Origin of the sequence: Aliivibrio sp. 1S175 (assembly GCF_001690985.1) — a bacterium.
Lineage (GTDB): Bacteria > Pseudomonadota > Gammaproteobacteria > Enterobacterales > Vibrionaceae > Aliivibrio.
Genome location: NZ_MAJS01000024.1, coordinates 17,108 through 43,455 on the forward strand (window position 1 = coordinate 17,108; position 26,348 = coordinate 43,455).

At 36.7% G+C, this 26,348-nt stretch carries 23 protein-coding genes and 1 pseudogene; 6 read left to right on the plus strand and 18 right to left on the minus strand.

Annotation, left to right across the window (positions count from 1 at the left end):
• Position 1 precedes the first annotated feature (1 nt).
• From A6E06_RS09755 to A6E06_RS09780, 5 genes and pseudogenes are all read right to left on the minus strand, one after another.
• A complete protein-coding gene (locus A6E06_RS09755) occupies positions 2 to 223 on the minus strand; it encodes a hypothetical protein (RefSeq protein ID WP_065592427.1) in 222 nt (73 codons plus the stop codon).
• Positions 224 to 1,020: 797 nt separating this feature from the next.
• Positions 1,021 to 1,683, minus strand: coding sequence for a hypothetical protein (locus A6E06_RS19780; RefSeq protein WP_065592425.1), 663 nt, complete (start codon positions 1,681 to 1,683; stop codon positions 1,021 to 1,023).
• A 916-nt stretch (positions 1,684 to 2,599) separates the two neighbouring features.
• Positions 2,600 to 3,049: pseudogene (locus tag A6E06_RS09770) on the minus strand (TonB-dependent siderophore receptor); the annotation flags it as partial.
• A 59-nt stretch (positions 3,050 to 3,108) separates the two neighbouring features.
• Positions 3,109 to 3,840 (minus strand): siderophore ferric iron reductase, encoded by a 732-nt coding sequence (locus tag A6E06_RS09775; protein ID WP_065592423.1) that lies wholly within the window; start codon positions 3,838 to 3,840, stop codon positions 3,109 to 3,111.
• 84 nt (positions 3,841 to 3,924) lie between these two features.
• Entirely contained in the window at positions 3,925 to 5,373 is a 1,449-nt protein-coding gene (locus A6E06_RS09780; RefSeq protein ID WP_065592422.1) for a diguanylate cyclase, read from the minus strand.
• Between the two features lie 365 nt (positions 5,374 to 5,738).
• Here A6E06_RS09780 and dbpA point away from each other — a divergent pair, with 365 nt between their 5' ends.
• Positions 5,739 to 7,127: an ATP-dependent RNA helicase DbpA gene (gene dbpA, locus A6E06_RS09785; protein ID WP_065592421.1), complete on the plus strand. Its 1,389-nt coding sequence runs from the start codon at positions 5,739 to 5,741 to the stop codon at positions 7,125 to 7,127.
• A 118-nt stretch (positions 7,128 to 7,245) separates the two neighbouring features.
• On the opposite strand, the gene emrD is transcribed toward dbpA, so the two are convergent.
• The 5 genes from emrD to A6E06_RS09810 form a co-directional block, all read right to left on the minus strand.
• Positions 7,246 to 8,448, minus strand: a complete 1,203-nt coding sequence (gene emrD, locus A6E06_RS09790) for a multidrug efflux MFS transporter EmrD (RefSeq protein ID WP_065592420.1) — start codon at positions 8,446 to 8,448, stop codon at positions 7,246 to 7,248.
• 251 nt (positions 8,449 to 8,699) lie between these two features.
• Positions 8,700 to 10,013, minus strand: coding sequence for a diguanylate cyclase (locus tag A6E06_RS09795; protein ID WP_255312071.1), 1,314 nt, complete (start codon positions 10,011 to 10,013; stop codon positions 8,700 to 8,702).
• Between the two features lie 348 nt (positions 10,014 to 10,361).
• Positions 10,362 to 11,873 carry a DEAD/DEAH box helicase gene (locus A6E06_RS09800; protein ID WP_065592418.1) on the minus strand — a complete coding sequence of 504 codons (1,512 nt, stop codon included), beginning with the start codon at positions 11,871 to 11,873 and terminating at the stop codon, positions 10,362 to 10,364.
• A 220-nt stretch (positions 11,874 to 12,093) separates the two neighbouring features.
• Positions 12,094 to 12,816 carry a YebC/PmpR family DNA-binding transcriptional regulator gene (locus tag A6E06_RS09805; RefSeq protein ID WP_012551547.1) on the minus strand — a complete coding sequence of 241 codons (723 nt, stop codon included), beginning with the start codon at positions 12,814 to 12,816 and terminating at the stop codon, positions 12,094 to 12,096.
• Between the two features lie 91 nt (positions 12,817 to 12,907).
• Positions 12,908 to 13,114, minus strand: coding sequence for a DUF3283 family protein (locus tag A6E06_RS09810; RefSeq protein ID WP_065592417.1), 207 nt, complete (start codon positions 13,112 to 13,114; stop codon positions 12,908 to 12,910).
• Positions 13,115 to 13,445: 331 nt separating this feature from the next.
• Here A6E06_RS09810 and A6E06_RS09815 point away from each other — a divergent pair, with 331 nt between their 5' ends.
• Complete coding sequence (locus A6E06_RS09815; protein WP_065592416.1) at positions 13,446 to 13,832, plus strand: hypothetical protein; 387 nt, start codon at positions 13,446 to 13,448, stop codon at positions 13,830 to 13,832.
• A 91-nt stretch (positions 13,833 to 13,923) separates the two neighbouring features.
• On the opposite strand, the gene A6E06_RS09820 is transcribed toward A6E06_RS09815, so the two are convergent.
• On the minus strand, positions 13,924 to 14,118 hold the full coding sequence (locus A6E06_RS09820; RefSeq protein WP_065592415.1) for a hypothetical protein: 195 nt from the start codon (positions 14,116 to 14,118) through the stop codon (positions 13,924 to 13,926).
• 311 nt (positions 14,119 to 14,429) lie between these two features.
• On the opposite strand from A6E06_RS09820, the gene A6E06_RS09825 reads away from it, so the two are divergent.
• On the plus strand, positions 14,430 to 14,786 hold the full coding sequence (locus A6E06_RS09825; RefSeq protein ID WP_255310625.1) for a YkgJ family cysteine cluster protein: 357 nt from the start codon (positions 14,430 to 14,432) through the stop codon (positions 14,784 to 14,786).
• Positions 14,787 to 14,811: 25 nt separating this feature from the next.
• On the opposite strand, the gene A6E06_RS09830 is transcribed toward A6E06_RS09825, so the two are convergent.
• Both A6E06_RS09830 and gbpA read right to left on the minus strand, forming a co-directional pair.
• Positions 14,812 to 15,303, minus strand: a complete 492-nt coding sequence (locus A6E06_RS09830; RefSeq protein ID WP_065592414.1) for a M48 family metallopeptidase — start codon at positions 15,301 to 15,303, stop codon at positions 14,812 to 14,814.
• Between the two features lie 573 nt (positions 15,304 to 15,876).
• A complete protein-coding gene (gbpA, locus tag A6E06_RS09840; protein ID WP_065592412.1) occupies positions 15,877 to 17,352 on the minus strand; it encodes an N-acetylglucosamine-binding protein GbpA in 1,476 nt (491 codons plus the stop codon).
• A gap of 645 nt (positions 17,353 to 17,997) precedes the next feature.
• Between gbpA and A6E06_RS09845 the strand changes: the two genes are divergently transcribed.
• Positions 17,998 to 19,386 (plus strand): DASS family sodium-coupled anion symporter, encoded by a 1,389-nt coding sequence (locus A6E06_RS09845; RefSeq protein WP_065592411.1) that lies wholly within the window; start codon positions 17,998 to 18,000, stop codon positions 19,384 to 19,386.
• Between the two features lie 75 nt (positions 19,387 to 19,461).
• Here the strand turns inward: A6E06_RS09845 and A6E06_RS09850 are convergent, their stop codons facing one another.
• Complete coding sequence (locus A6E06_RS09850; protein WP_065592410.1) at positions 19,462 to 20,409, minus strand: hypothetical protein; 948 nt, start codon at positions 20,407 to 20,409, stop codon at positions 19,462 to 19,464.
• Positions 20,410 to 20,974: 565 nt separating this feature from the next.
• Here A6E06_RS09850 and A6E06_RS09855 point away from each other — a divergent pair.
• Complete coding sequence (locus tag A6E06_RS09855) at positions 20,975 to 22,018, plus strand: alpha/beta hydrolase (RefSeq protein WP_065592409.1); 1,044 nt, start codon at positions 20,975 to 20,977, stop codon at positions 22,016 to 22,018.
• Between the two features lie 81 nt (positions 22,019 to 22,099).
• Entirely contained in the window at positions 22,100 to 22,684 is a 585-nt protein-coding gene (locus A6E06_RS09860; protein ID WP_065592408.1) for a bifunctional 2-polyprenyl-6-hydroxyphenol methylase/3-demethylubiquinol 3-O-methyltransferase UbiG, read from the plus strand.
• On the opposite strand, the gene A6E06_RS09865 is transcribed toward A6E06_RS09860, so the two are convergent.
• The 4 genes from A6E06_RS09865 to dtpA all read right to left on the minus strand — a co-directional run bounded on the left by A6E06_RS09865 (position 22,679) and on the right by dtpA (position 26,305).
• Positions 22,679 to 23,806 carry an HNH endonuclease gene (locus tag A6E06_RS09865; protein ID WP_065592407.1) on the minus strand — a complete coding sequence of 376 codons (1,128 nt, stop codon included), beginning with the start codon at positions 23,804 to 23,806 and terminating at the stop codon, positions 22,679 to 22,681. The two genes, A6E06_RS09860 and A6E06_RS09865, sit on opposite strands and share 6 nt — an antisense overlap.
• 64 nt (positions 23,807 to 23,870) lie before the next feature.
• Complete coding sequence (locus tag A6E06_RS09870) at positions 23,871 to 24,107, minus strand: hypothetical protein (RefSeq protein ID WP_065592406.1); 237 nt, start codon at positions 24,105 to 24,107, stop codon at positions 23,871 to 23,873.
• A 174-nt stretch (positions 24,108 to 24,281) separates the two neighbouring features.
• Positions 24,282 to 24,632: a rhodanese-like domain-containing protein gene (locus A6E06_RS09875; RefSeq protein ID WP_065592405.1), complete on the minus strand. Its 351-nt coding sequence runs from the start codon at positions 24,630 to 24,632 to the stop codon at positions 24,282 to 24,284.
• Between the two features lie 188 nt (positions 24,633 to 24,820).
• Positions 24,821 to 26,305 (minus strand): dipeptide/tripeptide permease DtpA, encoded by a 1,485-nt coding sequence (dtpA, locus tag A6E06_RS09880; RefSeq protein ID WP_065592404.1) that lies wholly within the window; start codon positions 26,303 to 26,305, stop codon positions 24,821 to 24,823.
• Positions 26,306 to 26,348: the final 43 nt, after the last annotated feature.

Here is a 26,348-nt window from a genome sequence, read left to right on the forward strand (position 1 = left end):
CCTACAAATTAATTTTATTCTTCTGTAATAATTGTCCGCACCGATCATAATTTCTCAATAACTCATCGTAACTAAGGAGTAATAGATTCCCTTCTTCAAAATCCCCTACATCAATTGCTTCCACTATTTTTTTTTGCATAGAGGCCAATTGGGACTTAATCTCTGATTGCTCTAATGCAATCGATAAAAGTCGTTCCATTGAACCAGTCAAACCTACAGTCATAGCGACACCTTTAGTAAAGTGTTCATTATTTAATTTGTATCTATCGCACTAATTTCAAGAAAACAACACTTAAAAAATAACAAGCCACACTCTTTTAATACAAAAAGGAATTAGAGTATTTAAATATATAGTCATTAACGCGTTAGTTATGAATGAAAATTAACACAGATTTCCATTCTATTTTCATACTTAATATTTACGTATAGAATATCAATAATACCGTCAGACCAAAATTAATAACCACAACCACAGCGACTTGAGTAACGATAAAACCCATTTACTCTACGAAAAATAAAAACTTAATCTATAAAATAAAACTATTAAAATAATAATCACAAGTTTAAAACTATAATTTACGCTATGAATAATAATATGTCACTACCCATTAATCTAAAATGCCATTTTGTTATATAATCACAACAACATTGCCATTTAATTACAAAAACAAATTAATTAATATTACTTTTATCTATTATTAGAGTAATTATGAATATAATAATCGCTTATATTTTAAATATTCTCAACGATTTTCTTAAATACAGCGCCATCGTATTTAACTCTTCCACTATACATGCATTATCCTGAACATCATCTACAGTATCTTTTGCTAGATCATTCACCTTAACTATATTCTCTCGTTGTATCATTTGCGACTTAGATGAAGCATCAAATTTTTCAGAAGCATCACCTAACTGACCAGATACTTTAAGCAATTTCTAGGACGAGTGATTTATATCTATAATCATTTTTTAAATCATTGGCCATAGTAAGCGCAGAACGATAAAATAAAAGATATATTAGCAATAATTATTACTAATATTATTATGTGGTAAAAACAACGTGTATTGATACCAATTAGTTAATGGCACTAATTTAAGATTTGGTGTTTTCAATATGTATTTTTTAAACATGAGTAAAAAAAATAACCATGGTTTTTTGTGACAAGAGATAGTATCACTTTCCAAGATGATATTTTCCCTCTCTAATTTATATTGAAAAAACAACGTACTTCTTAATTTTTTGTGTCTAATGAATAAAGGAAAAATCAATACTACAATAGTAACCCCTGCTTCTTTTAATTCATCAAGCACAACTAATAAATCCTTATATATCTCTTTATCTAGTGATTTGGAAAATACTGAAAGATGAACCATCACTTTCTTCTTATCATACAGTGATGGAGTAATTATAACAGTTCGAGTACGCAAAGAAACTACGTGAAATCCATAACAGTAATGAATTATTATAAAACAAATAACTATACCATATAAATAATAACTAGGATTTTTTAATTTAAAAAAAACAATTCCAAACAATAACAATCCGATACTGCCAGTTTTTAGGTATCGGTGACTAAGGTTATAAATAAATGATGGTCTAGTTTGAATATAGTAAATCAAGAAAACAGCAGTACACAATATAATAGAATTAACAATAAATTCAAAAAATAAAAAAAACATAACATACCAACACATTAAGCAAATAGGATAACAGAGAAATAGTATCTTTAAGTTAAAACCCAAGAAACTAGAAATTATTTTTTATTAAAAAACTTATCTTTTTACAAGTAAATTTACCTTCTTTCTTTCTAGATAGTTTACTATTCCAACTCGCTAATGTTTCTAAGGATGTATATCCATATTCTTCATGCTTTTTAGTTAAAAAATACATAATTAAAGGTTTTCGTTTGTCTTTATTGTTCATTTTTTCTTTCTATTGATACAAAATCTTATTAAGTATACCTAATAATATCCGCTATATGAGTCTCTATCACTTAATCTAAACAACATTATGCTTTGGCGCAATAACACAAAACCACATATGCACGCATTCACAAAACAATGCGCAATGATGAATGAATTACTCAAATAAATGAACAGAATGGTTAATACTCATTACAAATTGTTTCACTAGCACGAAGTTGATAATAAAATACCTGATTGGTACTAGCACTATGGGGATGTTACTTTAATATTGATTTCTAAAAGAGATAAATGCCACCTAAAGGTAGCATTTCATATTATAAATATTAATCCTTATTTAAATTTACATCCATTTATGAGAGTGAGATCTGAATACCTTCTTTGTCCAAGCCTTCTTTAATCACTTGAAGCGTACCAAAATACACATCCAAGTATTCTGTTGCTTACACCAAGACCGAACCACAAAGTTAACTGATGAATCAACCAAGGAAATAACACCAATTGTTAGGGCTGGTATTTTAAGAACAGGAATATCAGACTCAGTATTTTAGTTATAACCTCTTTTATTTTCTTTAGACCAGTACTATAAGAAACCGAATATCAAAAAAATGTTCGATTATGTATTACAAAAAAATAAATGCAATATCATTACACCTTAAATAAATCATAGACATTAATAGTTAACTTGGTAATTAAGCGTATAGGTTCGTCCACGGCCTTTGTAATCATAAGCGGCTGCATCGTAATGGCTCGCATAGAATTTTAGCTCGTTGCCCCCATGACGTCGTGTAGTCTTTATTAAACAAGTTTTGAATACCAAACCCTAAACTACCCACGGGTAACTCATAACTGTTGGTTTTAATCCCTGACATTTTTGAACCAGATACATTGATGCTGTCTTGAAGCGCATAATGTCCATTGGCATCAACCGATGAATAACTTCCTTGCCCATAAAATTCGCAGGATCAGCAAGGTCGCCCCCTTGCGAGAAATTTGCCCACACTTGTGAATCAGAAATAAGCTTATAGATAGTGCCTATATTAAATAAGCCTATAGAATAATTAGTTTCGCCCCCAGGAACCGCATCAGCAGAAGAGCCGTTCCCTGCAACAATTTTCTTTTGCATTTTATAATCAACAATTAAATAAAGGGTGTCTTGGGTTTATAAATTCAAGCATTCTATTAACGCTTATTATCTGAATGACGTGGGCAATCGAGGCATAATTTTCGTCCCTCACATTTATAAACTAAACAGCAACTGGTACGCACCAGTTTCAATTTATTTGAGATAAGATCAACCTGTAAACTTGAGAGGTGCTTATTCGGCAATTCAAAAGCCTCCAACCACAATTGAGCTTGCGCTATTAGATACTCATTCGATAATGTCGGCTGAAAAGATTGAAGTTTAATGATGCAATTTAACAAACCATCAGCAACCAAATGATTCGTAAAACCGGGGCGAATACGCGTCCAACAAGAGATTTCATCTCTATATGAATCAAACATCGTTCTTAGCTGTAAAGCAGCAAGAGGGATCGTTTCTTCAGGCGAACCAACGACCAATGTTGAATTATGAAAGGTAAATCCTGCAATAAAATCAGACTGAATAGATTGACTCATATTTTGAATATCAGGAAGCGCATTCAATCGATAAACAGCAATAAAACTAACATAAATAGGCTGCCAGCAGAGTAAATCCCATGTACGAGTTAACCAATAGGCATTCCCTGCTTCTGGAGAGTGTTGCGATATGCGTTCATAAAGCATATTAATCGCTTTACTGTTATCACAAGAGATATTGAGTTGCTTTGAAATATCACTCGATAGCATCGTGCTCGATAAATGCCCAGATAAGTATGGTGTAACTTGTTTAGATAATGAAAAAAGTAGCTCAAAGGCATCATTATTTTGCATAAAAATTAAATGTTATCTAGTAATCACAAAAGAGTTAATAGAGTAACGAATAAAACCCACTAATACAAATGATTATCAATAGCATCAAATGCTGCATTTTACACAATTACGTCCTGATTTTTTTGCATCATACAGGCTGCCATCAGCAATATTGAGTAATTCCTGAACGGTCATCTTAGGATCAGAAATAGTACTAACCCCCATACTGCAAGTCATTGTTAAGCTTTCGTGGTCAGCTAAAACAGAAATATTACGAATAACGTTTTGTAATTTTGTTGCAACTAACAAGGCTTGTTCGCTATTTTGGTCAGGGATTAAAATCACAAATTCATCACCACCAAAACGACCTAAAATATCAGAGTCACGTAAGTTTTTTAAACACGCTTCGGAAAAAGCTGTGAGCATTATATCCCCTACTTCATGTCCATATTTATCGTTATATTCTTTAAAGTTGTCTATATCACACATAATAATAGAAAAAGGGATTGTCTTACGGCGATAGGTAGCAAGAACTTGTGATGCTTTTAACTCAAAAGAACGGCGGTTATTGATTCCCGTTAAATAATCGTTATAAGCCAGCTCTGAATATTTTTCTTTTTGTTCTTTCGTGCGCTTAACATAATATAAATTAAAAACCAAAAGCCCAACAATAATAAAGAAACAGGCCACTATACTGATGAGTGAAACCGATACCATGGTTTGTAAATAGTCTTGCTGTTTTGTGACCACGATAATAAAAGGAAGGTCTTTAATTTTACGAGCATAAATCGTATCCATCATGCCATCATTATATATATCTGAATTAAAAACCACCTCTCCATTTTTATAGAGTTCTTCAAATATTTCAGGCCTTATTTTGGCTACGTTAATCCTTTTTCCTATTCGCTCCTTTCCTTTTGGTACAAAAGATAATAATTTCAGGTTAGAACTTAAAATGGCAATCCCAGTTGAAGAAGGTAAGGCTAATTGACTAATTGTCGAATTAAAGAAGCGTAGATTTGTAGATATTCCTACCATTCCAGCAAATTCATTATTCTCATTAAGTATATTAATCCCTTGAACAACAACATTCCTCCCAGCTAAATCAACAAAAGGTAACGTAACGAGCGTTGTTTCTTCTTTTTTACTTTTAAAAACTCGGCAATATTCACGATGAGAGACATCAATATTACTCAGAGTTTTACTGTGAGTTAAAATGCAATTTTTATCAATAATAAAGGCTAATGTCGCATTAGGTAATGCATCTTCTTTTTCTCGAAGGTAATCAATCTCACGCGCATAATCTTGCTCGTCATGATCCGGAGAATGAATGCCATTAGCTGAAAGGTCTTCTGCCATATCATCTAAAACAATAGATGAATCATAAAAAGACTTCGTTAACCAAAGATCGACAAAACTCGCATTAAAATGCAATAGATCAATAACTCGGAGGCGATCCGTTTTATAGGCGTTGTAAATATAGGATGCAGAAAGAAAAAAAATAAGGAATCCAATAATCATCGAACTGTAAACAAATGCACTTCTATTCCTCATACCTTTCCTATAATGTGAAGACGGTTCCATCTCGGGCGAAATATACCATAGGTAATGCGTTTGTAAAATCAATGACAATAAATCATTTTTTCATTTGTTTATCCCAAAATTTAGTGTTAACGCACTTGATCGGTGATAACGCCTCACACTTACCTCCTTATTTTGAGACGTCAACTGCCTGATGTAATTGCTAAGTTAGAAGCACAAATAAAAAACACTTCTTATGCAAATTTAGCCAAACCCTCCACTTGCTGCTTTTATAGACAGAAAAAACGTGATCTAACTTGCTTTTTAGCCCTCTTCTTATTACTCTCCATCCATTAGGTAATTCTTACCTTGTTGCAACTTGTTTATAGGAAATCACCTTGAGCCAGACCTCTTTCTCATCATTAGATCTACATCCATCTCTTCTTCAAAACCTAGATACTTTAGGCTACACAGAGATGACTCCAATTCAAGCTCAAAGCTTACCATTCATGCTGAAAGGGAAAGATGTTATTGCCCAAGGGAAAACGGGTTCAGGTAAAACAGCAGCGTTTGGTTTAGGCTTATTAGCTAACTTAGATGTAAAACGTTTTCGCGTTCAATCGTTAGTATTATGCCCAACACGTGAACTTGCTGATCAAGTTGCGGTAGAAATCCGTAAGCTTGCTCGCTCTATTCACAACATTAAAGTGCTGACTTTATGCGGTGGTGTTCCATTTGGTCCACAAATTGGTTCACTTGAACACGGCGCACACATCATTGTTGGTACTCCTGGCCGTGTTGAAGAGCATTTACGTAAAGGTTACTTAAACCTAGACAACCTAAATACATTCGTTCTTGATGAAGCTGACCGTATGCTAGAAATGGGCTTCCAAGACGCTATTGATATGGTATTGGATCACGCACCGGCTAAGCGTCAAAACTTACTGTTCAGTGCTACGTTCCCACCACAAATCAAATCGATTGCTGATCGCATCATGAATGATCCAATCATGACAAAAGCGGAAGATAAAGTAGAAAATACATCTATCGAACAACATTTCTATAAAGTAGATGATTTTGAAAACCGTTTAAAAGCACTTCAAATTCTACTGCTTAAGCACCGTCCAGAATCTACGGTTATCTTCTGTAATACAAAACGTGTTACTCAAGAAGTTGCTGATGAATTACGTCATTTTGAGTTCAGCGTAACCGCACTTCATGGTGATTTAGAACAACGTGACCGTGATAAAGCATTAGTTCGTTTTGCTAACAAGAGTACCTCTATCCTAGTTGCAACCGATGTTGCTGCTCGTGGTCTTGATATTGACTCTCTAGATGCAGTAATCAACTTTGAGCTATCTCGTGATCCTGAAGTTCACGTTCACCGCATTGGCCGAACTGGTCGTGCTGGTAAAAAAGGCATCGCATTAAGTTTGTTCAATAATAAAGAAACAAACAGTTTTGCTCAAATCGAAGATTACATGAGCATTACTATTAATGACGAACCACTACCAAGTGAAGATTACCTAAGCGAACAACCACATTACCCAGAAATGGTTACGCTTTGGCTTGATGGCGGTAAGAAAAACAAACTTCGCCCTGGCGATATTCTTGGTGCTTTAACGGGTAAAGACGGCGTTGATGGCAAGAAAGTAGGTAAAATCAACGTATTTGATTTCCACGCTTATGTTGCTGTTCATAACTCAATTGCTAAAGCAGCATTAGATAAAATCGCAACTGGTAAAATGAAAGGTCGTACGTTCCGTGTAAGCCGTATGCGCGGCTAATACCGAATAAAAAATAAGTAACGTCAACGAATGCGGCACACCGCTTAGTTGGCGTCACATACAAAAAAGGCCGAGTAGATAATGTCTACTCGGCCTTTTTTAATTGCAATAACTTCATTTACACCGCTAATGGCATCTCGCTTGATGGTGGAATTGAATGCACTTTACGTAAGCCATATACAGCAAGTAATGACATTAAGAACATAATCAATCCAACAGGCATCTGGCTGTTAGCTGGGATCATAGCTGCAACCATTGTTGCCAAACCCGCACCTAAATTTTGCATTCCCCCCAGTAAAGCACCCGCGGTTCCCGCATGTTGTGGGAAAGGAGATAATGCGCCAGTTGTTGCCGCAGGGAATAAGATACCTGCGCCTAAGAAATACAATACCGCGCCGCCAATTAACGTAGGTGCCGTTGTTAGCCCCATGATGCCAGGAACAAGTACAATTGTCGCACCAAGCACAATCGACACTAAACCTACATCTAGCGATTTTTTCTCAGACCAATGCTTAGCAAGTACACTTGATAAACCAGCTCCAGCCAAATAACCAGGAATTGGTAAGATAAATAAAATACTTACCGTTGTTGCTGGCAGTTTCAATTTACCACCTAATAATACACCAGCAGCCGCTTCAAATACGGCAACACCAGCGAACGTGGCAACTAAACAAATCAAATACCCTTGAAAGCGGTGCTCTGATAATACGTGACGGTAACTCTTCCAAACAGGTTCTTTACGACGAACTTCTAATGGCAATGTTTCTTTCATCGAGGTGGTCATTATGATCAACACCGCAATACTAAACAAAGCCAAAAACAAGTAGCTTGAACGCCAGCCAAAAGCTTCGGTTAAGTAGCCACCAAGCACAGGTGCCAATAATGGAGAAAACATCATACACATACTGATAATGCTGTTTGTTCTATGCAATTCATCACCTGAGAAGCAATCTCTAGGGATCGTTCTACACATAACGCCTGCAGCACCGATACCTAAACCTTGAACAAAACAACCGGCTAAAAATAGCATGTAGTCGTGAGCAAACAAGGCAAGTAACGTACCTGCAATATATAGAGTAAGGCCTGATAAGATTACAACACGGCGACCTATGCGATCAGAGATTGGGCCATAAAAAAACTGTGATAATCCATAAGGAATTAAGTAAACAGCCATAACCGCTTGTAATGATGAAGGGCTTACTTTGAATTCACTTGCCATGTAACCAATAGAGGGTACATACATAGTTTGGCTCATTTGACCAACAGCAACTAAAATAACGATCAGGAAACTGAACGTCGCAAGTGAATAAGACTTTTGCATGACTGCTCTCCGAAAAACAGCAAAATATTAATAAGATAAGTTAAATTAAGACAATAGATAACAAATTTAAAACAAGAAAAGAGAGCAACGCTGCTCTCTTTATTTATGCGGATAATAAGGGGATTAGATAAAACTGGCAATCTAATTCAGTCTTATTTCAGGAGAGATTTTTTATATTATTTGGATTAGTTTTACTAATGTTAAATTCAAATAAGGAAACAATGCATTCCTCTTTTTTAATCAGCATTATTTTAATCAAAATAAGCAACAACTTGATTACGACCTTGTTTTTTGGCTTGATAAAGTGCTTCATCTGCCTTATTTAATAATCGAGTACAATCTAGCGTTTCTTTATTGACTTCAGCCACACCAATACTGCTCGTGAATTGAACGATCTCAATACTTGTGGTTATTTCTATCTTGCAAATAGAACGAAGTAACTCGTTAAGTAGGGTTTGTGCTTGTAATACTGTCGTGTTAACTAAAATCATGACAAATTCGTCCCCTCCTAAACGCGCAAACAAGTCCCCCTTGGCCACCCTCTCTTCGCAAATTAGACTAAATTGGCGTAATACCTCATCACCAATATCATGACCGTAGGTATCGTTAATTTGCTTGAAGTAATCAATATCAAAAAGAGCGACGGAAAAAGGTTGTTTATTTTCATGATAATTGTCAATAAATTCACTTGCTTTCAATTTAAAGCAGCGACGATTGCATGATCCCGTTAAATCATCATATAACGCCAGTTTAGAATAATGCTGAGCTTTAGTGTCTAACTTAGAAACGTAATAAATATTTTTAATCAAAAATAAGCTTAGCGCCAACAATAAAAAGCAAACCGTCGCCATCGTAATATACAGAGGAATAAACCAATACTCCTTCGCCTTCGTTACCAAAATGAGAAAGGGTAAATCAGATGCTTTTTTCACAAAAATACCTTGATAAGCACCGTCATACTTTTTACTTGAATCAAACATCAATTCTTGGTTATATTTTAATCCATTGATTTTATCGTAAGGGACATAATCAAAGTCAATCGTCTCACCAGTAGGTAAATACTTAGGCACACTGGTCGCAAGCACCGTAAAATCACGACTAAGTATCGTAATGGTTGAACCTTGTGATAAATTGGCACTTCTTAATGCTTTGGTAAAAAACGTAAAATCCGTTAGCAAACCGACAATACCCGCGAACTCTCCTTTTTTATCCGTTATCCTCACCCCTTGCACCACCACATTGCGATTGAGGATATCTTTAAAAGGCGCGGTAATAATGGATTCTATCTCACCATGATTATTTCGTAATTTTTGGCAGTACTCACGAGAAGAAAGATCGACGCCACCCACCGTCTTCGTTTTTAGTAACACACAATTTTTATCTACAGCAAACACATGAATAGCATTCATTAACGTTTGATAGTGCAACTCGAAGACCTTAGCTTGCTCTTGATAATGATCGTCTGAAAGGGCTAATTGAGCAAAGCTGTCTTGAGTTAACTCTCTAGATAATTGAGTTAATACAAAGTTGGAGTGATTAAAGGCAGTTTGAAGCCAAATAGACACAAAATTCGCATTAAACTTTAGTTCACTTTCAATAATGCGGCTCTGTTTCTGATAACTTTTCACGATATAAAATGCAGAACAAGTTAAAGCAATAGCCAATAGCAGCAGTGACCCGCTCAAAATAATTCGTTTTACCCTCATTTTTCCCCAAAACATTCACAGTCGTGTTCAATGTTCACACGGTACAGGAATATTTTTTGTATAAAAATAAATCATTGTTAATTTTAGCAACAGTATTACCAATGAGGCACTGTCTCTTAATTGATAAATCTAATATCTAAAAATCTACACACTATAGACACAAAAAAGCCAGCTACATGAGCTGGCTTCTGTTTATCTACCTAACCATTATTGCTGTGGTTGAGGCTTACGTGCAGGGCGTGGACCTTGACGACGTGGTTTTGTACCGTCTGTCTTTGGCTTTGCTGCACCGTTTGGTTTTCCACCACCGAAGTTGCTGCCATTTCCACGGTTCTCACCATTGCCTTTCGATCTAGGTTTACCACCATCAGTAGGACGTTTCTTCGCATTGCCGCCCTCTTTCTTAGCAGCGCCGCCTTCTTTGTTCTCTGTATTACGTCTTGGTGCAGGTTTAGCACCTTGTCTATGGCCACTGCGGTTTTCACCAGAGCGCTGACCATCTCTATGATCTTGTCTTGGCGCCTGAGTTTTCTTTGGTTTTTTCGCTTTTATTGGGCGAGAATCTAATCTTGACTCAGGCACTTTCATTTCAGGCTCAAAACCTTCAAGAACATGACGAGGTAAGATTTTTTGAATTAAACGCTCAATCGCAAATAGTTCACCCGCTTCATCTTCACTCACAAAAGAAATTGCTTTCCCTGTTGCGCCAGCACGGCCAGTACGGCCAATACGGTGAACGTAATCTTCAGGTACTTTTGGTAAGTCAACGTTGATAACTTGTGGTAATTGTTCGATATCTAAACCACGAGCCGCAATATCCGTCGCAACAAGAACACGCACTTGACCAGATTTGAAATTAGCTAATGCTTTAGTACGTGCGCCTTGGCTCTTATTACCGTGGATAGCCGCAGAGCTAATGCCTTTTTCTTCAAGTGTTTTTGCTAAACGGTTTGCACCATGTTTAGTTTTGCTGAAAACCAATACTTGTTTCCAGTCATGGTCTTTAATTAGCTTAGTAAGAACGCGTGCTTTTTTCGTTTTATCAACAACGTACACCGATTGTTCAACCGTTTCTGCTGTTGTATTACGCGTTGCTACTGAAATTTCTACAGGGTTATTTACAAGCCCTTTTGCTAGCTGACGGATCTCATCAGAAAACGTTGCTGAGAACAGTAAGTTTTGACGATTCTTAGGTAACTTAGCTAAGATTTTTTTGATGTCGTGAATAAAGCCCATATCTAACATACGGTCAGCTTCATCCAATACTAGGATTTCTAGTTGGTCAAATTTAATTGCATTTTGATTAGCAAGATCCAATAAACGACCTGGCGTTGCAACCAATACATCCACACCTTTACGAAGGCGTTGCATTTGTGGGTTAGCTTTAACACCACCAAACACGACATCAGACGTTAGCGGAAGATTTATACTGTATTTTTCAACACTCTCATGTACTTGCGCCGCAAGCTCACGAGTTGGTGTTAATACTAATGCACGAACTTGGTTAAACTTAAGTTTCGGGCCTTTTGATAAACGCTCAAGAAGAGGTAGTGTAAAGCCTGCTGTTTTACCTGTACCCGTTTGAGCTGCCGCCATAACATCCTTCCCTTCAATTACCGCTGGAATCGCTTGTAATTGGATCGGTGAAGGCGTGCTGTAACCTTGTGCTTCTACAGCCTTTAAAATAGGGGCAGATAAGCCCAGAGAGGTAAAACCCATACTAAAATTTACTCTATCAATGTTCATTAAGCGCAAAACTGCGAGCGCTGTAGGATACAGTAACTGAGAGATTACTCAATCTTTGATTACCACAACCACTAAAACTCTAATTAATTCAACTTAAAAACAACAATACTGCAAAATGAAATTAATACATTGCGGCTATAAAAAAGCCGAGCAATATAGCTCGGCTTTTGATGTTTTAATTGAATAATTACAATTAATCTTCTAATTCTGCGTTGTGATACACTTGCTGAACATCATCACAATCATCTAATAGATCTAAGAATTTTTGGAACTTCTCAGCATCTTCACCCGTGATTTCCATTGGGTTTTGAGGAACAAATGTAATTTCCTCAACATCAACCACTAAATCAGGGTATTCAGCAGCCAGTGCTGTTTTTACTTTAAAGAACTCGGTGTTTGGTGCAAATACTGTGATCACGCCATCTTCAAGTTCAATGTCTGTGACATCTACGTCTTGCATCATTAACGCTTCAAGTACTGCTTCTTCATCTTCACCTTTAAACTGGAATACAGCTTGGTGATCAAACATATGAGAACTTGTACCAGGGCTACCAATTTTAGCACCTGTTTTAACGAAACATTGACGAACGTCTTGGAAAGTACGGTTGCCATTATCTGTTAAACAGTCAACGATTACGCTTGCGCCGCCTGGAGCAAAGCCTTCGTAACGTGCGTGTTGGTAATCTTCACCACCGCCGCCGTTTGCTTTATCAATCGCTTTATCAATGATGTGTGTCGGTACCTGATCTTTTTTCGCTTTCGAAATAAGATGTTTTAGAGACAAGTTCATGTCTGGATCAGGACCGCCATTCTTAGCACACATGTAAATTTCTTTACCGTATTTAGAATAAACTTTGATTTTTGCGCCTTGTGTTTTAGCCATTGAAGACTTGCGCACTTCAAAACTTCTTCCCATCGGAATTCTCTCTTTTTTGATTGTGGACTTAAAATTATCGGCAGATTCTACCAAATTACAGTGGTTATACGCTAGTAAAGATCAAGGAACCTTACGCTACACCCATTTTTGACTTATATTTTTCAATTGATTGCTGAAAAAAGAAACGTTCAGCCTCATCTTCTAACTTATTTTCCTCTGTTTTCCAAAGGTCTGGGCCTGCTTTTGCATTCTTAACCTTCCAAACAAAGAACGCCGCTTGTTTATCTAGCTCTATTTCATTTTTTTCTTTAGGAGGCAATAAGGACAAGTTTTTCATAGCAAGCTCATTTAATTAATCACGAATAAAGTTTAATGCTTCGTCGTTAAATTTTCTAGTCAAAAACGTATTCACAAAGAAAAACAATTTTCCTTCATCAATAGAAATACCAACGGCATAACGTTCAGGTTTAAAACATAACCAAAATTCTCAACAATAAAGCACCTGTTAACATTAGTTCTATCAATTAATGAGGTACTATCTCTCTCTCATTTATCGATAATAGCTAAACTAAAGCATTATCATCGTCTAGATACGTTGGTGTTAAATGACTATCTCAATATAACGAGAGTCACTCAATATCAAAATCTTGCTAATTTAAGTAACTAAAATGAAAAGTAACAGAAAATCTACGGTTAAAAACCTTATCATCGTCTTCACGGTATTAATTCCAGTTTGTATCGCGGCAAAGCCTTTTTTATCAAACATAGAGCATCAATCTAAATTGAGAGTATTAGAAGGCATTGAAACCTTTGTTACCCACACACAAACACTTAATGATGCCTCATCAGTCGCTTCAGACTTTGATACCGACTCTGTAATTAGACTTGTTAATCCACAAGATAGCTTACTAACATCAGTAGATAACAATAGCGTTTATATCGGTTTTTCTGACTCTCCGAAAACACTTAAAAATACGAAATGTTACTTCCATTATACTCAAGCCAATGAATCCACACTCACAGCAAGTTATGTCATAGAAAACAGTGGATGTTAAGAACCAAACTTACAATTAAAAGCAACAAAAATGCGCCGAAGTAGGCGCATTGATAATAAAGCGTTGAAGGTATGAATGTAGAACTCAAAAATTAATGGATAAGGCCTAAGTCTTTCGCTTCTTCTAGCGTAAGACCACTTTCTCTAATTTCTCGCATTGCTTCAATACGACGACGTGCTGCTACTTTTTTCTGACACTCTGTAATATTTGTTACCATTTCATCAGCAATTTCATACTTGCCTTTCATATCGGTGATTTCACCGTGATCAATAGAATTTATAGACATAATAACCTCCTAAATCCATACCCTTCAGATGTATATTTAGCAAAGCCGATTGCACTTGTTAAATCTATTTCTTTCATAATGTGATCGAAGCTATATTTGTGATTATTTTTCCCAAAAACACTATCTTTAATAGTATCAGTTGGACTACATTTAAGGTTCTACCCGCAAGAAAAGTATCTGCGCTATATCACTTATTTAGTCGCACCCATTCTCTATACTTTGCTTTTTCATTAAAATTTATTTTTTATTATTCGTGATATTTACTCAGGTGAGTTACCCTAGTTTCTACATTGATAAAAATAATGATAACTATGACCATCAACGCTATCGACATTACGGTTCTTACCGAGTCACCTTCAACAGAATCGCTACTCACTACGGCATCACTCAATACCGCTTCTGGCATTACTTGCGAGAATTGCCAAGCTTGCTGCTGTAAATTAGAAGTGATGATAATTACCGACACTGGGGTACCAGAAGAGTATATTGATCATGATGATTGGGGAGGGGAGGTTATGTTACGTCTAGATGATGGTTGGTGTGCTGCTGTTGATCGCGACACTCTAATGTGTACGATTTATGAAAACCGTCCATGGATCTGCCGTGAATTTGAAATGGCTTCTTATGAATGTGAAGAAGAACGAAAAGTACAGGGCATCGATAAATAGACACCCCGACCTTTAAGTAAAAAATCTACACGGTTTCTAAATACGTTAAATATAAACGCGCATCAAATTCTAATTGATGGTAATCAGGTTCCATGTGGCAACACAACGCATAAAATGCCTTGTTATGATCTTTCTCTTTGATGTGCGCTAATTCATGAACCACTAACATTTTTAATAACGGTTCTGGCGCTTTACGAAACACACTCGAAATACGTATTTCATTTTTTGCTTTTAGCTTATTGCCATGAATGCGAGAAACAAATGTGTGCAAGCCTAACGCGTTATTCACAATATGAATTTTAGGGTCATACACCACTTTACTTAATGGCGAAGACTTTTTAATGTATTTATTCTTCAATGCTTGAGTATAATCAAACAACGCCTTTTCTGACGTAATATCATGCATCGTTGGGTATTTATTTTTCACCCACTCAGCTAACTTACCATTGGCTATCATCGGTTCAACTTGAGCCAAAATATGTTCAGGGTACCCTTTTAAATATCGCAATTTAGTCATGCTTTATACTCATGATCTCATTTTACTAATAATGTACTATTGTACCCTACTTTCTTTATCGCTACCCTACCCCTATCGTTTTCTATCCTTAACCAATTAAAAGAGACCTCATGAGTTTTCGTCATTTTATCTCCCGTACTATTAGTCAGATCACAACATCTATGAGCGAAGTCCTTGAGTTTCAATCTCGAATTTGGATTATAAACATCCACGAAGGTACGCTCAATGACGAGTCATTTGTTATCAATGAAGATAATTTTCAAACCCCAATGCAATGGATGGTGAAAAGACAATACAGCACAGAGATGATAGAAAAAGTAGACGCCATGAGACGGTCACAAATCATAGTGCTAATACTTAATAACGTAGAACATCGGTTAATTAGAGTAAAGTGATGCAAGCTCCATAGCGCGTTCTTCAGTAAGAACGTTCCATACGAGCCGTTATTGAGGAATTAGAAAAGGAGAATGAATATATGCATTCAGAAATAACATTCTTTAAATTTAATTATTCTTAAAAATCAAGCCGACTCATTAAATAAGTCGGCTTGAGCATTATTTTAACGGTAAATAATTACTTCACTTTATCCCAAGCCATTGACCAATCAGAACCAACACCTGGTGCAAAGTTAGTTGCTGTTTCTGTCCACTGAACACAGTAACCAGAATATGGAAATTCTTTACACTGGTAAACAGACCCATCCTCAGCCAGCACTTTAGTACCTGCCGTATAATTTTTCACATTTTCTGGAAATACAAAATCATAATCACCTGCGGGTGGCGGTGTTTGATCTTCCATTAAATGGAAATCAGACATTGTTTGCTCAATTAACTCACCATCAGTGTTTTTGATACGAGATACAAGCATGTGATGGCCTTCTTCTGATTTAGACAATGTCATTAATACAGATTTAGTTTCGCCATCGTTTAATTCCACAACCGCATTAGATAGTGCTTCTTTTGCATGGTTGTAGACAGTCAGTTCAACGTTCATATTACCTACGGCATATAACGTAAGGTCTAATTCAGTTGCAGATTCACCAACCATATACATAGGTTCTAGGCCTTGTAAATCTAGCTCATACGTTGGTTCTGGCGTTTCAATTTGGTAACCAATTTCAACACTCTTTAAGCCACTGCCTGCTTTTAAATACACTGGATTTGAACCAAATGCAGGGACAAAGTCGCCTTTATCATTCAATTTACCAGCGCCAATATTTGATTGCTCTTGATTGATTTTAGTTGCTAATGCATGCGTCCAATTATTTGCTTGGCCTTGAGTTGCATTTTCAATCGTTACGCTAGTCGATAAACGGTTGTTTTCACCCGATGCATCAAATACACGAGTAAAGACGCTATCACCCACATTAAGATCACGAGTAGGGTTAATTTGCCCCCCTTGAGTCCAGGTAGGGTCAACCACTCCACCATCACCGTTAAATTTAACATCAATCACGTTGTAGAATGCTGCCGCAGTGTCACCCACATCCCAAACCGCAAGAATTACTTGATAACCTTCACGCTCAGGTACGACACACGCATGAGAAAATGTTTGTGGATATAGCGGCGGCTTTGCCATGTTGTAATCAAGTTCACAGAACGGCGTCAAATCAAAAGAGTCACGCGTTAATACTGAATTTTGATTCCAGTTCTGTTTTGTCATGTAGTACTTCCACGTTTTTGTTACGTGGTTAGCGGTAAATGTCCATTCAAACGTTTGTTGCCCTGCTGCAATTGGACGCTTAACCCAACGATCTGCTGTTTGTTCATTTAACTCAGAAAATTGAACTAAACCTGCCCCTGCAATTTGACCATCTGCGGGGCCTTTTTCAGGAAATCCTTCAGGGCCTTCAACGCTTTGAGGTTCCCACTGTACTGAACCACAGTTTGTATTCTTTTCTTGTGTATCAGACGTTGGAAATTTACATAGCGCAGCACGAGAGCCAGCAATACCGCCATTGGTTTGAGAAACATAACCATGGGCAGAAACACCAGAGCTAACAGCGATTAACGATAATGCTAATAACGTTTTTCTTGAGCATTTGTTCATTATTATTCCTTGATATTATAATTATATTGTTCATATCACACCGCTAATTGACTTGTATTCACAGCGAACTAAAGCGATATCTACCTGCCCTAAAAAGAACAGTAAAGAACGTCTTCGTGTTTGTTATATAAATTAACAAGCCTATTGCGTGGGTGAAGGAATGTAGTCGAAAGCACAAAAAAACACGACTAACATTAATGTAAAATGGAAGTCAAATCACAAAACAAAATAAGCTAACCATTTGTAAATAAAGAACAAAATCAAAGAAAACAGAATAAACAAAACAACAACCATTCACGTGATAAATGAATGACATGAGAATAATCAGAAAAAACCCACAAAAATTACATAAATATCAATACCCAATAGTAAGAACCAAACCAAATAGCTTGATATTATCAATGAAAATTCAGATAACATAATCATAACAATTACCGACAATTTTCTGTTTAAATGGTGAAGCAAAGCATATTTATGACATTACAGAAACGATCGAAACGACAAAGCTCATAACCTTTTATTTACCAAGGTTAATTTTCTGTGACAATAGTGAAAAAGTTAATCAATAACTATCGAACAAGACGCTGTTATCCAACAATAAATCTTGCTCATCAGAAACAATTCATCGTTAGAATGGAGCTCATCATGCACAAAAACGAACATCTGCCTTTACCCACAAATACCAAGGAATGGTTTTTAAATAAAAATAGTCTTATCATCCTTTTTGATATTATTCTTTTCGCTCTTCTATATCACTTCTTACCTTTTGAGAGAGAGGTTGTTCTTGGTTTAAGTATTTTAGTTTTTGTCGCTATTTTATGGTTAACCGAAGCACTACACGTCAGTATTACTGCATTACTCGTCCCTTTATTGGCGGTTGCTTTTGGGATCTTTGACACTACAAAAGCCCTAAGTAATTTTTCTAATCCAATCATCTTCTTATTTTTAGGAGGCTTTGCTCTTGCGGCTGCACTGCACCGACAAGAACTGGATAAAGTCATTGCGGATAAAGTATTAGTCTTAGCAAAAGGAAAAATGAGTACTGCGGTTTATATGCTTTTTGGTGTCACCGCCGGTTTATCAATGTGGATAAGCAACACCGCGACCACAGCAATGATGTTGCCACTGGTTTTGGGTGTACTAAGTAAAGTAAATTCAAAAACAGGTCATAACACTTACGTATTTGTACTTTTAGGTATCGCCTATTGTGCGAGTATTGGTGGCATATCAACTATCGTAGGTAGCCCACCGAATGCGATTGCCGCTGCCGAAGTGGGTTTAAGCTTTACTGAATGGATGGCTTTTGGTGTTCCTGTCACACTTATCTTATTACCAGTCACTGTCGCTTTGCTGTATGTGATGCTAAAACCAAATCTAAATGAAGTCTTTGAATTAAACCATGAACCAGTGACGTGGGATAAAGGTAAAATCGTCACTCTTATGATCTTTGCTCTTACTGTTACTTTATGGATTTTTAGTAAACCTATTAATGCGATGTTAGGTGGGTTCTCAAAGTTCGATACCTTAGTTGCACTAATGGCGATTGTCTTACTTGGCTTCTCTCGAGTAGTACACTGGAAAGACGTAGAAAAAACCACAGATTGGGGTGTTCTGCTGTTATTTGGGGGTGGTATTTGTTTAAGTAACATCTTAAAAGCAACAGGAACAAGCAGCTTTTTAGCACATAGCCTGAGTGATATTTTATCTCAAGCCGGTATTTTATTTACCATACTTACCGTTGCCGCGTTTGTGGTGTTCTTAACCGAATTTGCCAGTAATACCGCCAGTGCTGCGCTACTTATTCCTGTGTTTGCCAGCGTTGCCGAAGTACTTGGGATCTCCCCTGTGGTACTTTCAGCCATGATAGCTATCTCTGCCTCTTGTGCCTTTATGCTACCTGTTGCGACACCACCAAATGCGATTGTATTCGGGTCTGGTCATATTAAACAATCAGAGATGATGCGCGTTGGTATTTATCTAAACCTTGTTTGTATCGTTATTTTAACCGCGTTCGCTTCTATCTTCTGGGCGTAATCACTTACCTTAAAAATAACTATGGCCTCTGTTAAAACAGAGGCTATATTTTTATGGAAAATAAGTACTTACCAATTAACGCCAAAATTCATCATTCGGATCATTTTCTTTTCCCCATTGGCTTATCGATCTCGCATTCAAATAAGATTGCAGACCATCAAATAAAGCAAAAGCCCTTGGCCCACCTAAATGCTCAAACTCATCAAAAAATGCGTCTTCTTGTTCAACTAATAAGCCTAAGCTAATGCATTGATTTTTAATCGCCCATTCAATCGCTTCAGGCTGAACGACAATCCCATCAATTGATACAGGAACCAAAGGCAATGTTTGTTGGTTTTGGTTCGATAATTCTATCTCTGCAATATCATTCTTATCTTGTTCTTGTTCCAACACTTCATTAATAATGGAATTACGATCTCTGCTCGAAATATTTCTATTTAACTCTGCAATACGTAAGGCATAAGCAAAACGCTCAGAGCCGACTATTTCAATCAACGTTTCAAACAAAACAAGATCAAGAGACAACGCTTTTACATGATATTCAATACACGCTTGAATACTTAAATAACGAACACCGTGAAATTCATACCCATAACTTTCATCATATCCATCTAATGGTTCACCATCGACGGTAATGTCCCATCCCATATATTCAACCCGTTCTTTCGCGATTTCATACATTGGCCATGCACTTTTACCAAAACCTTCAAGAATAGCACCGTCAAATTCAGAGTCTTCTAACTCTTCTTTTGTCCACTGTAATCCTATACCTAAATGTTTAGCGTACTTATTCATTAACGCGTGTTTAATGTTATCTCGAAATGACCAAATAGATTCAACCACTCCACCGGTAGGTAAGGATAAACACTCTTTACACGCAGGTAGCTCTATTGGTTGATGCGATATTTGTGCGATTTGATGGGATGATTTTGGAAAAGAAAGAAGATCGAATGAAGGCTCACCACAGAACCAACAGGTATGTCTGAGGTTAAAAGGAATATCAATAAGAGAGTAGTGGGCCATAGGGTTTCCGAACTAAGAAATAAAACCCTATTTTACCCAATAAATAATATTAAGAAAGAAAAGGTGTTATTACTCTTTTTCTCTCAAAATACGAAGTGTGTGTATTGCCATAGGAATTAACACAATCGCTAACCCTACGATTAAAAATTCCATAAATACCATGAATGAACTCTGAGAACCACTGAAAAACATCTCATTACCCTATGTTGATTAAGCCGTTTGCGCCTAGACCAGAGACTAATATACTCTACTTATTTTTGGTTTTTTATTAGTAGAGAATACACCCTATACTTTTTTTTGATTGTCATTATGCTGTATAAAAAAATAATTAGCATCAATTCCTCACAAGGATACTGTCATACATCACAATTTTTAAACCCTTTAAACTATTGATATAAAACGCAATTAAAGGGAATTCGATATTTCCCTCTTAAAATAGAGACAATATTGCACCTTCTTTCATCGCTATTAACCCCCTCTTCACAACTTCTTACTCTGAGACTATTTATCTACCTGAAACCTTCTATTCTGTAGGATTATTAAATCGGTGTAACGAGAGTGTTAAATGATATTCATATTAAGTACACGTCAATTAAAACAAACACCATCGCAAGCTCTATACATGCAGAAAGCAAGCTATGCGGATTACCTTATTTTGCCTGATGAGGCGACACACGCCGATAACTCTATCCATAATATAGATCAAGAAAAATGGATTTCTGACCTAACAGCAACAGCGACTACTGGGCATCACCCTACCCACCATGCATTGGCTCACTTTAAAACGGGGAATATTCTTTTCTTTGTTCACGGTTACAACAGTAGCCAAGAAGAAGTAATACAACGACATAAACTATTGGATAAGAACCTTAAAGAGCAAGGATTTATAGGAACGCTTGTTAGCGTTGATTGGCCTTGTTCGTCTTACACTCTACATTATTTAGAGAACCAAATTGATGTCTACCAAAGTGCATTGCAACTGGTTACGTCTGGCATTGTCCCATTGGCAATTAACCAGCTGAATGAACATCAAAACCAATGTGACATTAATGTGCATCTCCTTGGGCATTCAACAGGGGCCTATGTGATTAGAGAAGCATTTTATCAAGCCAGTAAAAATCGGACCTTGCAGCGAATTCATTGGAACGTTAGTCAAGTGTGCTTTATCGGTGGAGATATAGCACAAAAGTCATTTCAAAAAGATGACAGCAAATCAAAACCGTTGTTTGAGCAATCAACTCGCATAACTAACTACCAAAACCCTTACGATACCGCTTTAAAAACATCAAACTTAAAACGTTCGGGGGTATTTTCACGCTGTGGACGCACAGGTATTCCTGATAATGCACCAAACAATGTCGTTAATGTGCATTGTGGTGATCATTGGCTGTCTCTGATTGAGCCATCACCTGAGAATATAGGTAATTGGACGCACTCATGGCATTTTTACTGTAAACATTTCGCTGAAGATTTAGCACTCACGTTAATGGGAGATATTGATAGATTCGCAATTCCAACAAGAGAAAAAACAGAAGGACAATTGTACTTAAAAGTGAAAAAACCAGTAACGATTGGGATTGTAAAAAACAGAGGAAAACAGTGGGATTGATAAATGTATATAAGTGATTATTTCATTAAAAATGAAAAGCTTGCTATTATTTGAAGATACAATCTTCTAGGCTAGATCGTCATGACTGATAATAATTACTACAATAACAATGCAGATGCTTTTTTTAGCGATACCATTGATGTCAATGTTAAATCTCTCTACCAAGAATTCATGCATTATCTTCCTATCAATGCAAAAATCATTGATGCTGGTTGTGGTTCTGGCCGTGATACGATCTATTTTTTAAAGGAAGGTCATGATGTTATCGCTTTTGATGCAAGTAAAAAGTTAGGGCAACTCGCCACAGAACAAACAAAGCATTCTATTTTACATACTACTTTTTTGGGATTTTCAACTAAACCAGAGAGTCAAGATGCTATCTGGGCTTGTGCTTCTTTGCTCCATGTTCCAATGAATGAGTTACCACAAACATTTTTCCATCTCAGTCAATTCCTTAAAAAAGATGGTGTTTTCTATTGTTCATTCAAATATGGCGATAATGAAACTAACCGCAATGGTCGTCAATTTACCAATTTAAATGAAGCATTGTTAACTCAACAACTTAAATACTCACCTTTATCTATTAAAAAAACATGGATAACCGAAGATTTACGTTTAGGAAGAACTGATGAAAAATGGCTAAATACCATTTTAATTAAACTATAAACCTTTAAATAAAGTCATTCGGTGATGCTGCAAATATTTCTCATGCTCTCTATTTACATGAAAAGCCATTCCATCAGTAATACCTAACACTTCTGGTTTCTCTAACTGTCTGGATACCATAACTTTTCCTGATTTTTCAAAAGATATAAACCCAAGATCAAATGCTTTATCTAAGTTTGCAAGCAATAATAAACCATTAAATTTATCTAATCGTTCATCATTATTCGCATCTCGCCAAGGTTTAATATGCGAAGCAACTAACATTTGTGTATTTTTATACCCAGTGACTGAGCATCCCTTCCACATCTCTATAAGCTGCTTTCTAAATGTTCCTTGTCCCATTCTGGTATTAACCATTATTGATTTTTCAGTTTGCGTAAGTTTTTTATCTTCAAAAATATTTTGGATGTCAGCTTTAACATCTATTTGAGATAAATCAGCAAGAAAACGTTGATATGAGTTTAATGCTGCACTATACATGCTGTTTCCTCTAGCATTAAATTCTTTGAATTTCTCAAGAGAGCGAGCGCTTTCTGAAAGACGACAAAACTCTCGAAAAGACTTCACTTCTGTTAATGGCGCATCTATAAGATTCTCTTGTACCATCCAGTTAGAAATAGATCCTCGAATAGCTTGAGAGTAATTTTTAGCTGTTTTTTCTGATTTACCTATATCAATAAGCCATTGAGTATAAAGATCGGTTAGATCAGATAAATTCTCGACTAATGCATCCTTGAAGTCATTAACGACTATCGCACTTTTTAAATAATCAAATAATTCCCCATCCAAATAAGCATAATCAATTGCTTTATTTGAATAGCCTTTGACAAGAGATTCATCTATCCCCTCTTGATAATTTAAATGCCAAAAACCTTCACTCTTCAAATGATAAAAAGGATTTTCTGGAGTATCTCTATCTTGGCCTTGCTTGCGTTCATTAAAGAAATGGGTAAACCGATCTTTTAATGTTGCATCAAGCTTAATCTTATTCTCATAGATATAGCCAGCTTGTATTAAATCCATAACAGCAAGTAACATGCATACTTTATGAGGACTTTTCTTCCCCTTACTACTATTCATGTTTAAATTACGGAACTTGTCTACATAATAATCGACAGACATACATCATCCTAAAAATAAAACCTAACCCCAATTCGCGAGATAAAGCAGGTTGCCCGAAGGGGGCTTACATTACGTTGTTTAAATTGCGCTGTTGGTCCATGTAGACCTTTAATCTGTTGACTCTTGATTCAATTTCTTTTTCTCTTAATTCTCCGCGCTTCATGGCGAAGTTTATGGCTTTTTGGTCGTAAACGCCTTCATTTTGCATCTTCATATTGCTAATGCTGTTTTTAAGCTCTTCTTGGCTTTTGTCTCGCTCAATAGATTCGGTTTGAATTTTACCAATCGCTTCTATTTTCATATAAACCTCTGACTAGAATGTTTTTATTATTTTATGGCACAGTAGATCCAAGTTCTGTAACGGTCAAGTAAAACTGGACGCGCTCTGCATGTTGTATGAAGAGCACCTCTGTTTTTTACTTCATCATTGGGTAAGTGAAGAACAATAACCTGCTGATGATCTCTAATCGGTTATTTATTTGGTCGGTTGGCTTGAAAGCATTTCATCTAAACCACCACCATTGTGTACTTGAGTAAAGCCTTCTTGTTGTAAGTAACTCATGGCTTGTCCTGAGCGATTACCACTGCGGCAATACACTACGATTGGGGTGTCTTTATCTATGTCTGCAAAGGCGGTGTTCACGGTATTTAAGGGAAGATTTGCGGCTCCATCTACGTGTCCTTGATTAAATTCTCCAGAGGTACGAACATCAATAAGTAATGCTCCATTATCAACAAGATCCCACGCTTTATCACTTCGTTCTGATGCCAAACTAGTAAAAGAGGCCATGACAAGTAGAAGGCATAATCCCGCTTTAATTTTCATTTATTGTCCTTGTTAAATGCGTAATAAAATTTGCCCTATTTTAATCTGGATTGTAATTTTGCATATAAGGTGTTGATCTGTTTTATAGGCTAGATCAAAAAAAGCCCGCGTATTCACCTCAATAAGGTGATAGCACGGGCTTTCTTTTTATATCAACCAGAGTCAATCAGGCTGATTATCTTTCTTTATTATACGTTAACCACTTCTATTTGCTCTGTTGTTTCGCCACGAATAATGCGTGTTAGCTTAGGTGCAATCAGTAGTGTAAATACGGCAACAACCGCGGTTGCATAACCAATTTTCCCAAACACATCGCTGTAGATAGCCAATGTTTGGTTTGCATCAGTTAGACCTGCGGGTGCTGTGGTTAGTGTTGCTACCCAGCCAGCAATAACCGCGGCAGTTGCTGAGGTTAAGAACCACATACCCATTGCAAAACCCATCATGCGTTGTGGTACAAGTTGTGCCACCATCGCAAGACCTAAACCTGAAACCAGTAGCTCACCTAATGATTGGAAAGCATAACAAGCGACTAACCAGTTTGAGCTCATGATGCCATCTGCGTTTGCAAAGCTTGCGCCAAATTTTAGAACAAGGAAAGATAAGGCACACAGCACCATACCAAATGCGAATTTGTATGGCATTGCAAAGCGCTCACCTAGGTTGTTATAGGCGATGGCTAAGATTGGGCTCGCAATCATTATCCAGAATGGGTTTAACGCTTGAAATTGCTCTGGCGCCACTGAGATACCAAACAGATTATGCTCAATATTGTGAATAGCAAAGAAGTTCAACGACGTTGGCATTTGGAAATAAAGTACGAAGAACACAACACCTTGCAGCATTAATGCGAATGCCACTAACATTTTAGCGCGTTCTAGCCCTTTTATTTTGAATGCTTCTTTCATATAAAGAGCGACAATCGTAACACCAACAACCACTAAAATAGCGTGAGCGTAGAATAGGTGTTGCAGTAATACTGAGCATAAGAAGCTCAATGCAACGGCACCAATTACAACGCCTAAGTAACGCATTTTATTCACGGCAATTAGATCAGGCTCTGAACCGACTCCTTTTACCATGTGTGAACACATTAAGAAGTTAATTACAGTAATGATCAAACCCACGGCACTGACACTAAACGCCATACCATAGCCAAATTTACTTGCTATCCATGGTGTAAGTAGCATTGAGAAAAATGAGCCAAGGTTAATCGCCATGTAATACATGGTAAATGCGCCATCTAAACGCTTATCGTCTTGGTCGTATACTTTAGCAAGCAGACTTGATGGGTTCGCTTTAAATAAGCCATTACCCATAGTAATGAAGCCCATTGCGACATAGATAAGACCTGAACCACCGATATTTCCTGCTGATGCAGAAACACCTAAGAGTGCGTAACCTATGGTTAATATTAACGCGCCGAGTGTGATGGTTCGTTTGGTGCCAATGACTTTATCACCAACCCAACCGCCAATGGCTACAGAGCCAAAGATTAATGCTGAGAATGCACCAAAAAGAATAAAAGACTCTGACTCTGACATTCCTAAAATTTTAACCAAATAAACGGCTAAAATGGCTTGCATACCGTAGAAGCCAAAACGCTCCCAAAACTCGATAGAAAAGATTAAATAAAACTGCTTAGGCTGCTTGAATACATTCAAGTTAGACATAAATAAATCCCTGTGTATGTTGTGGTTACCTATTTTTTTATGG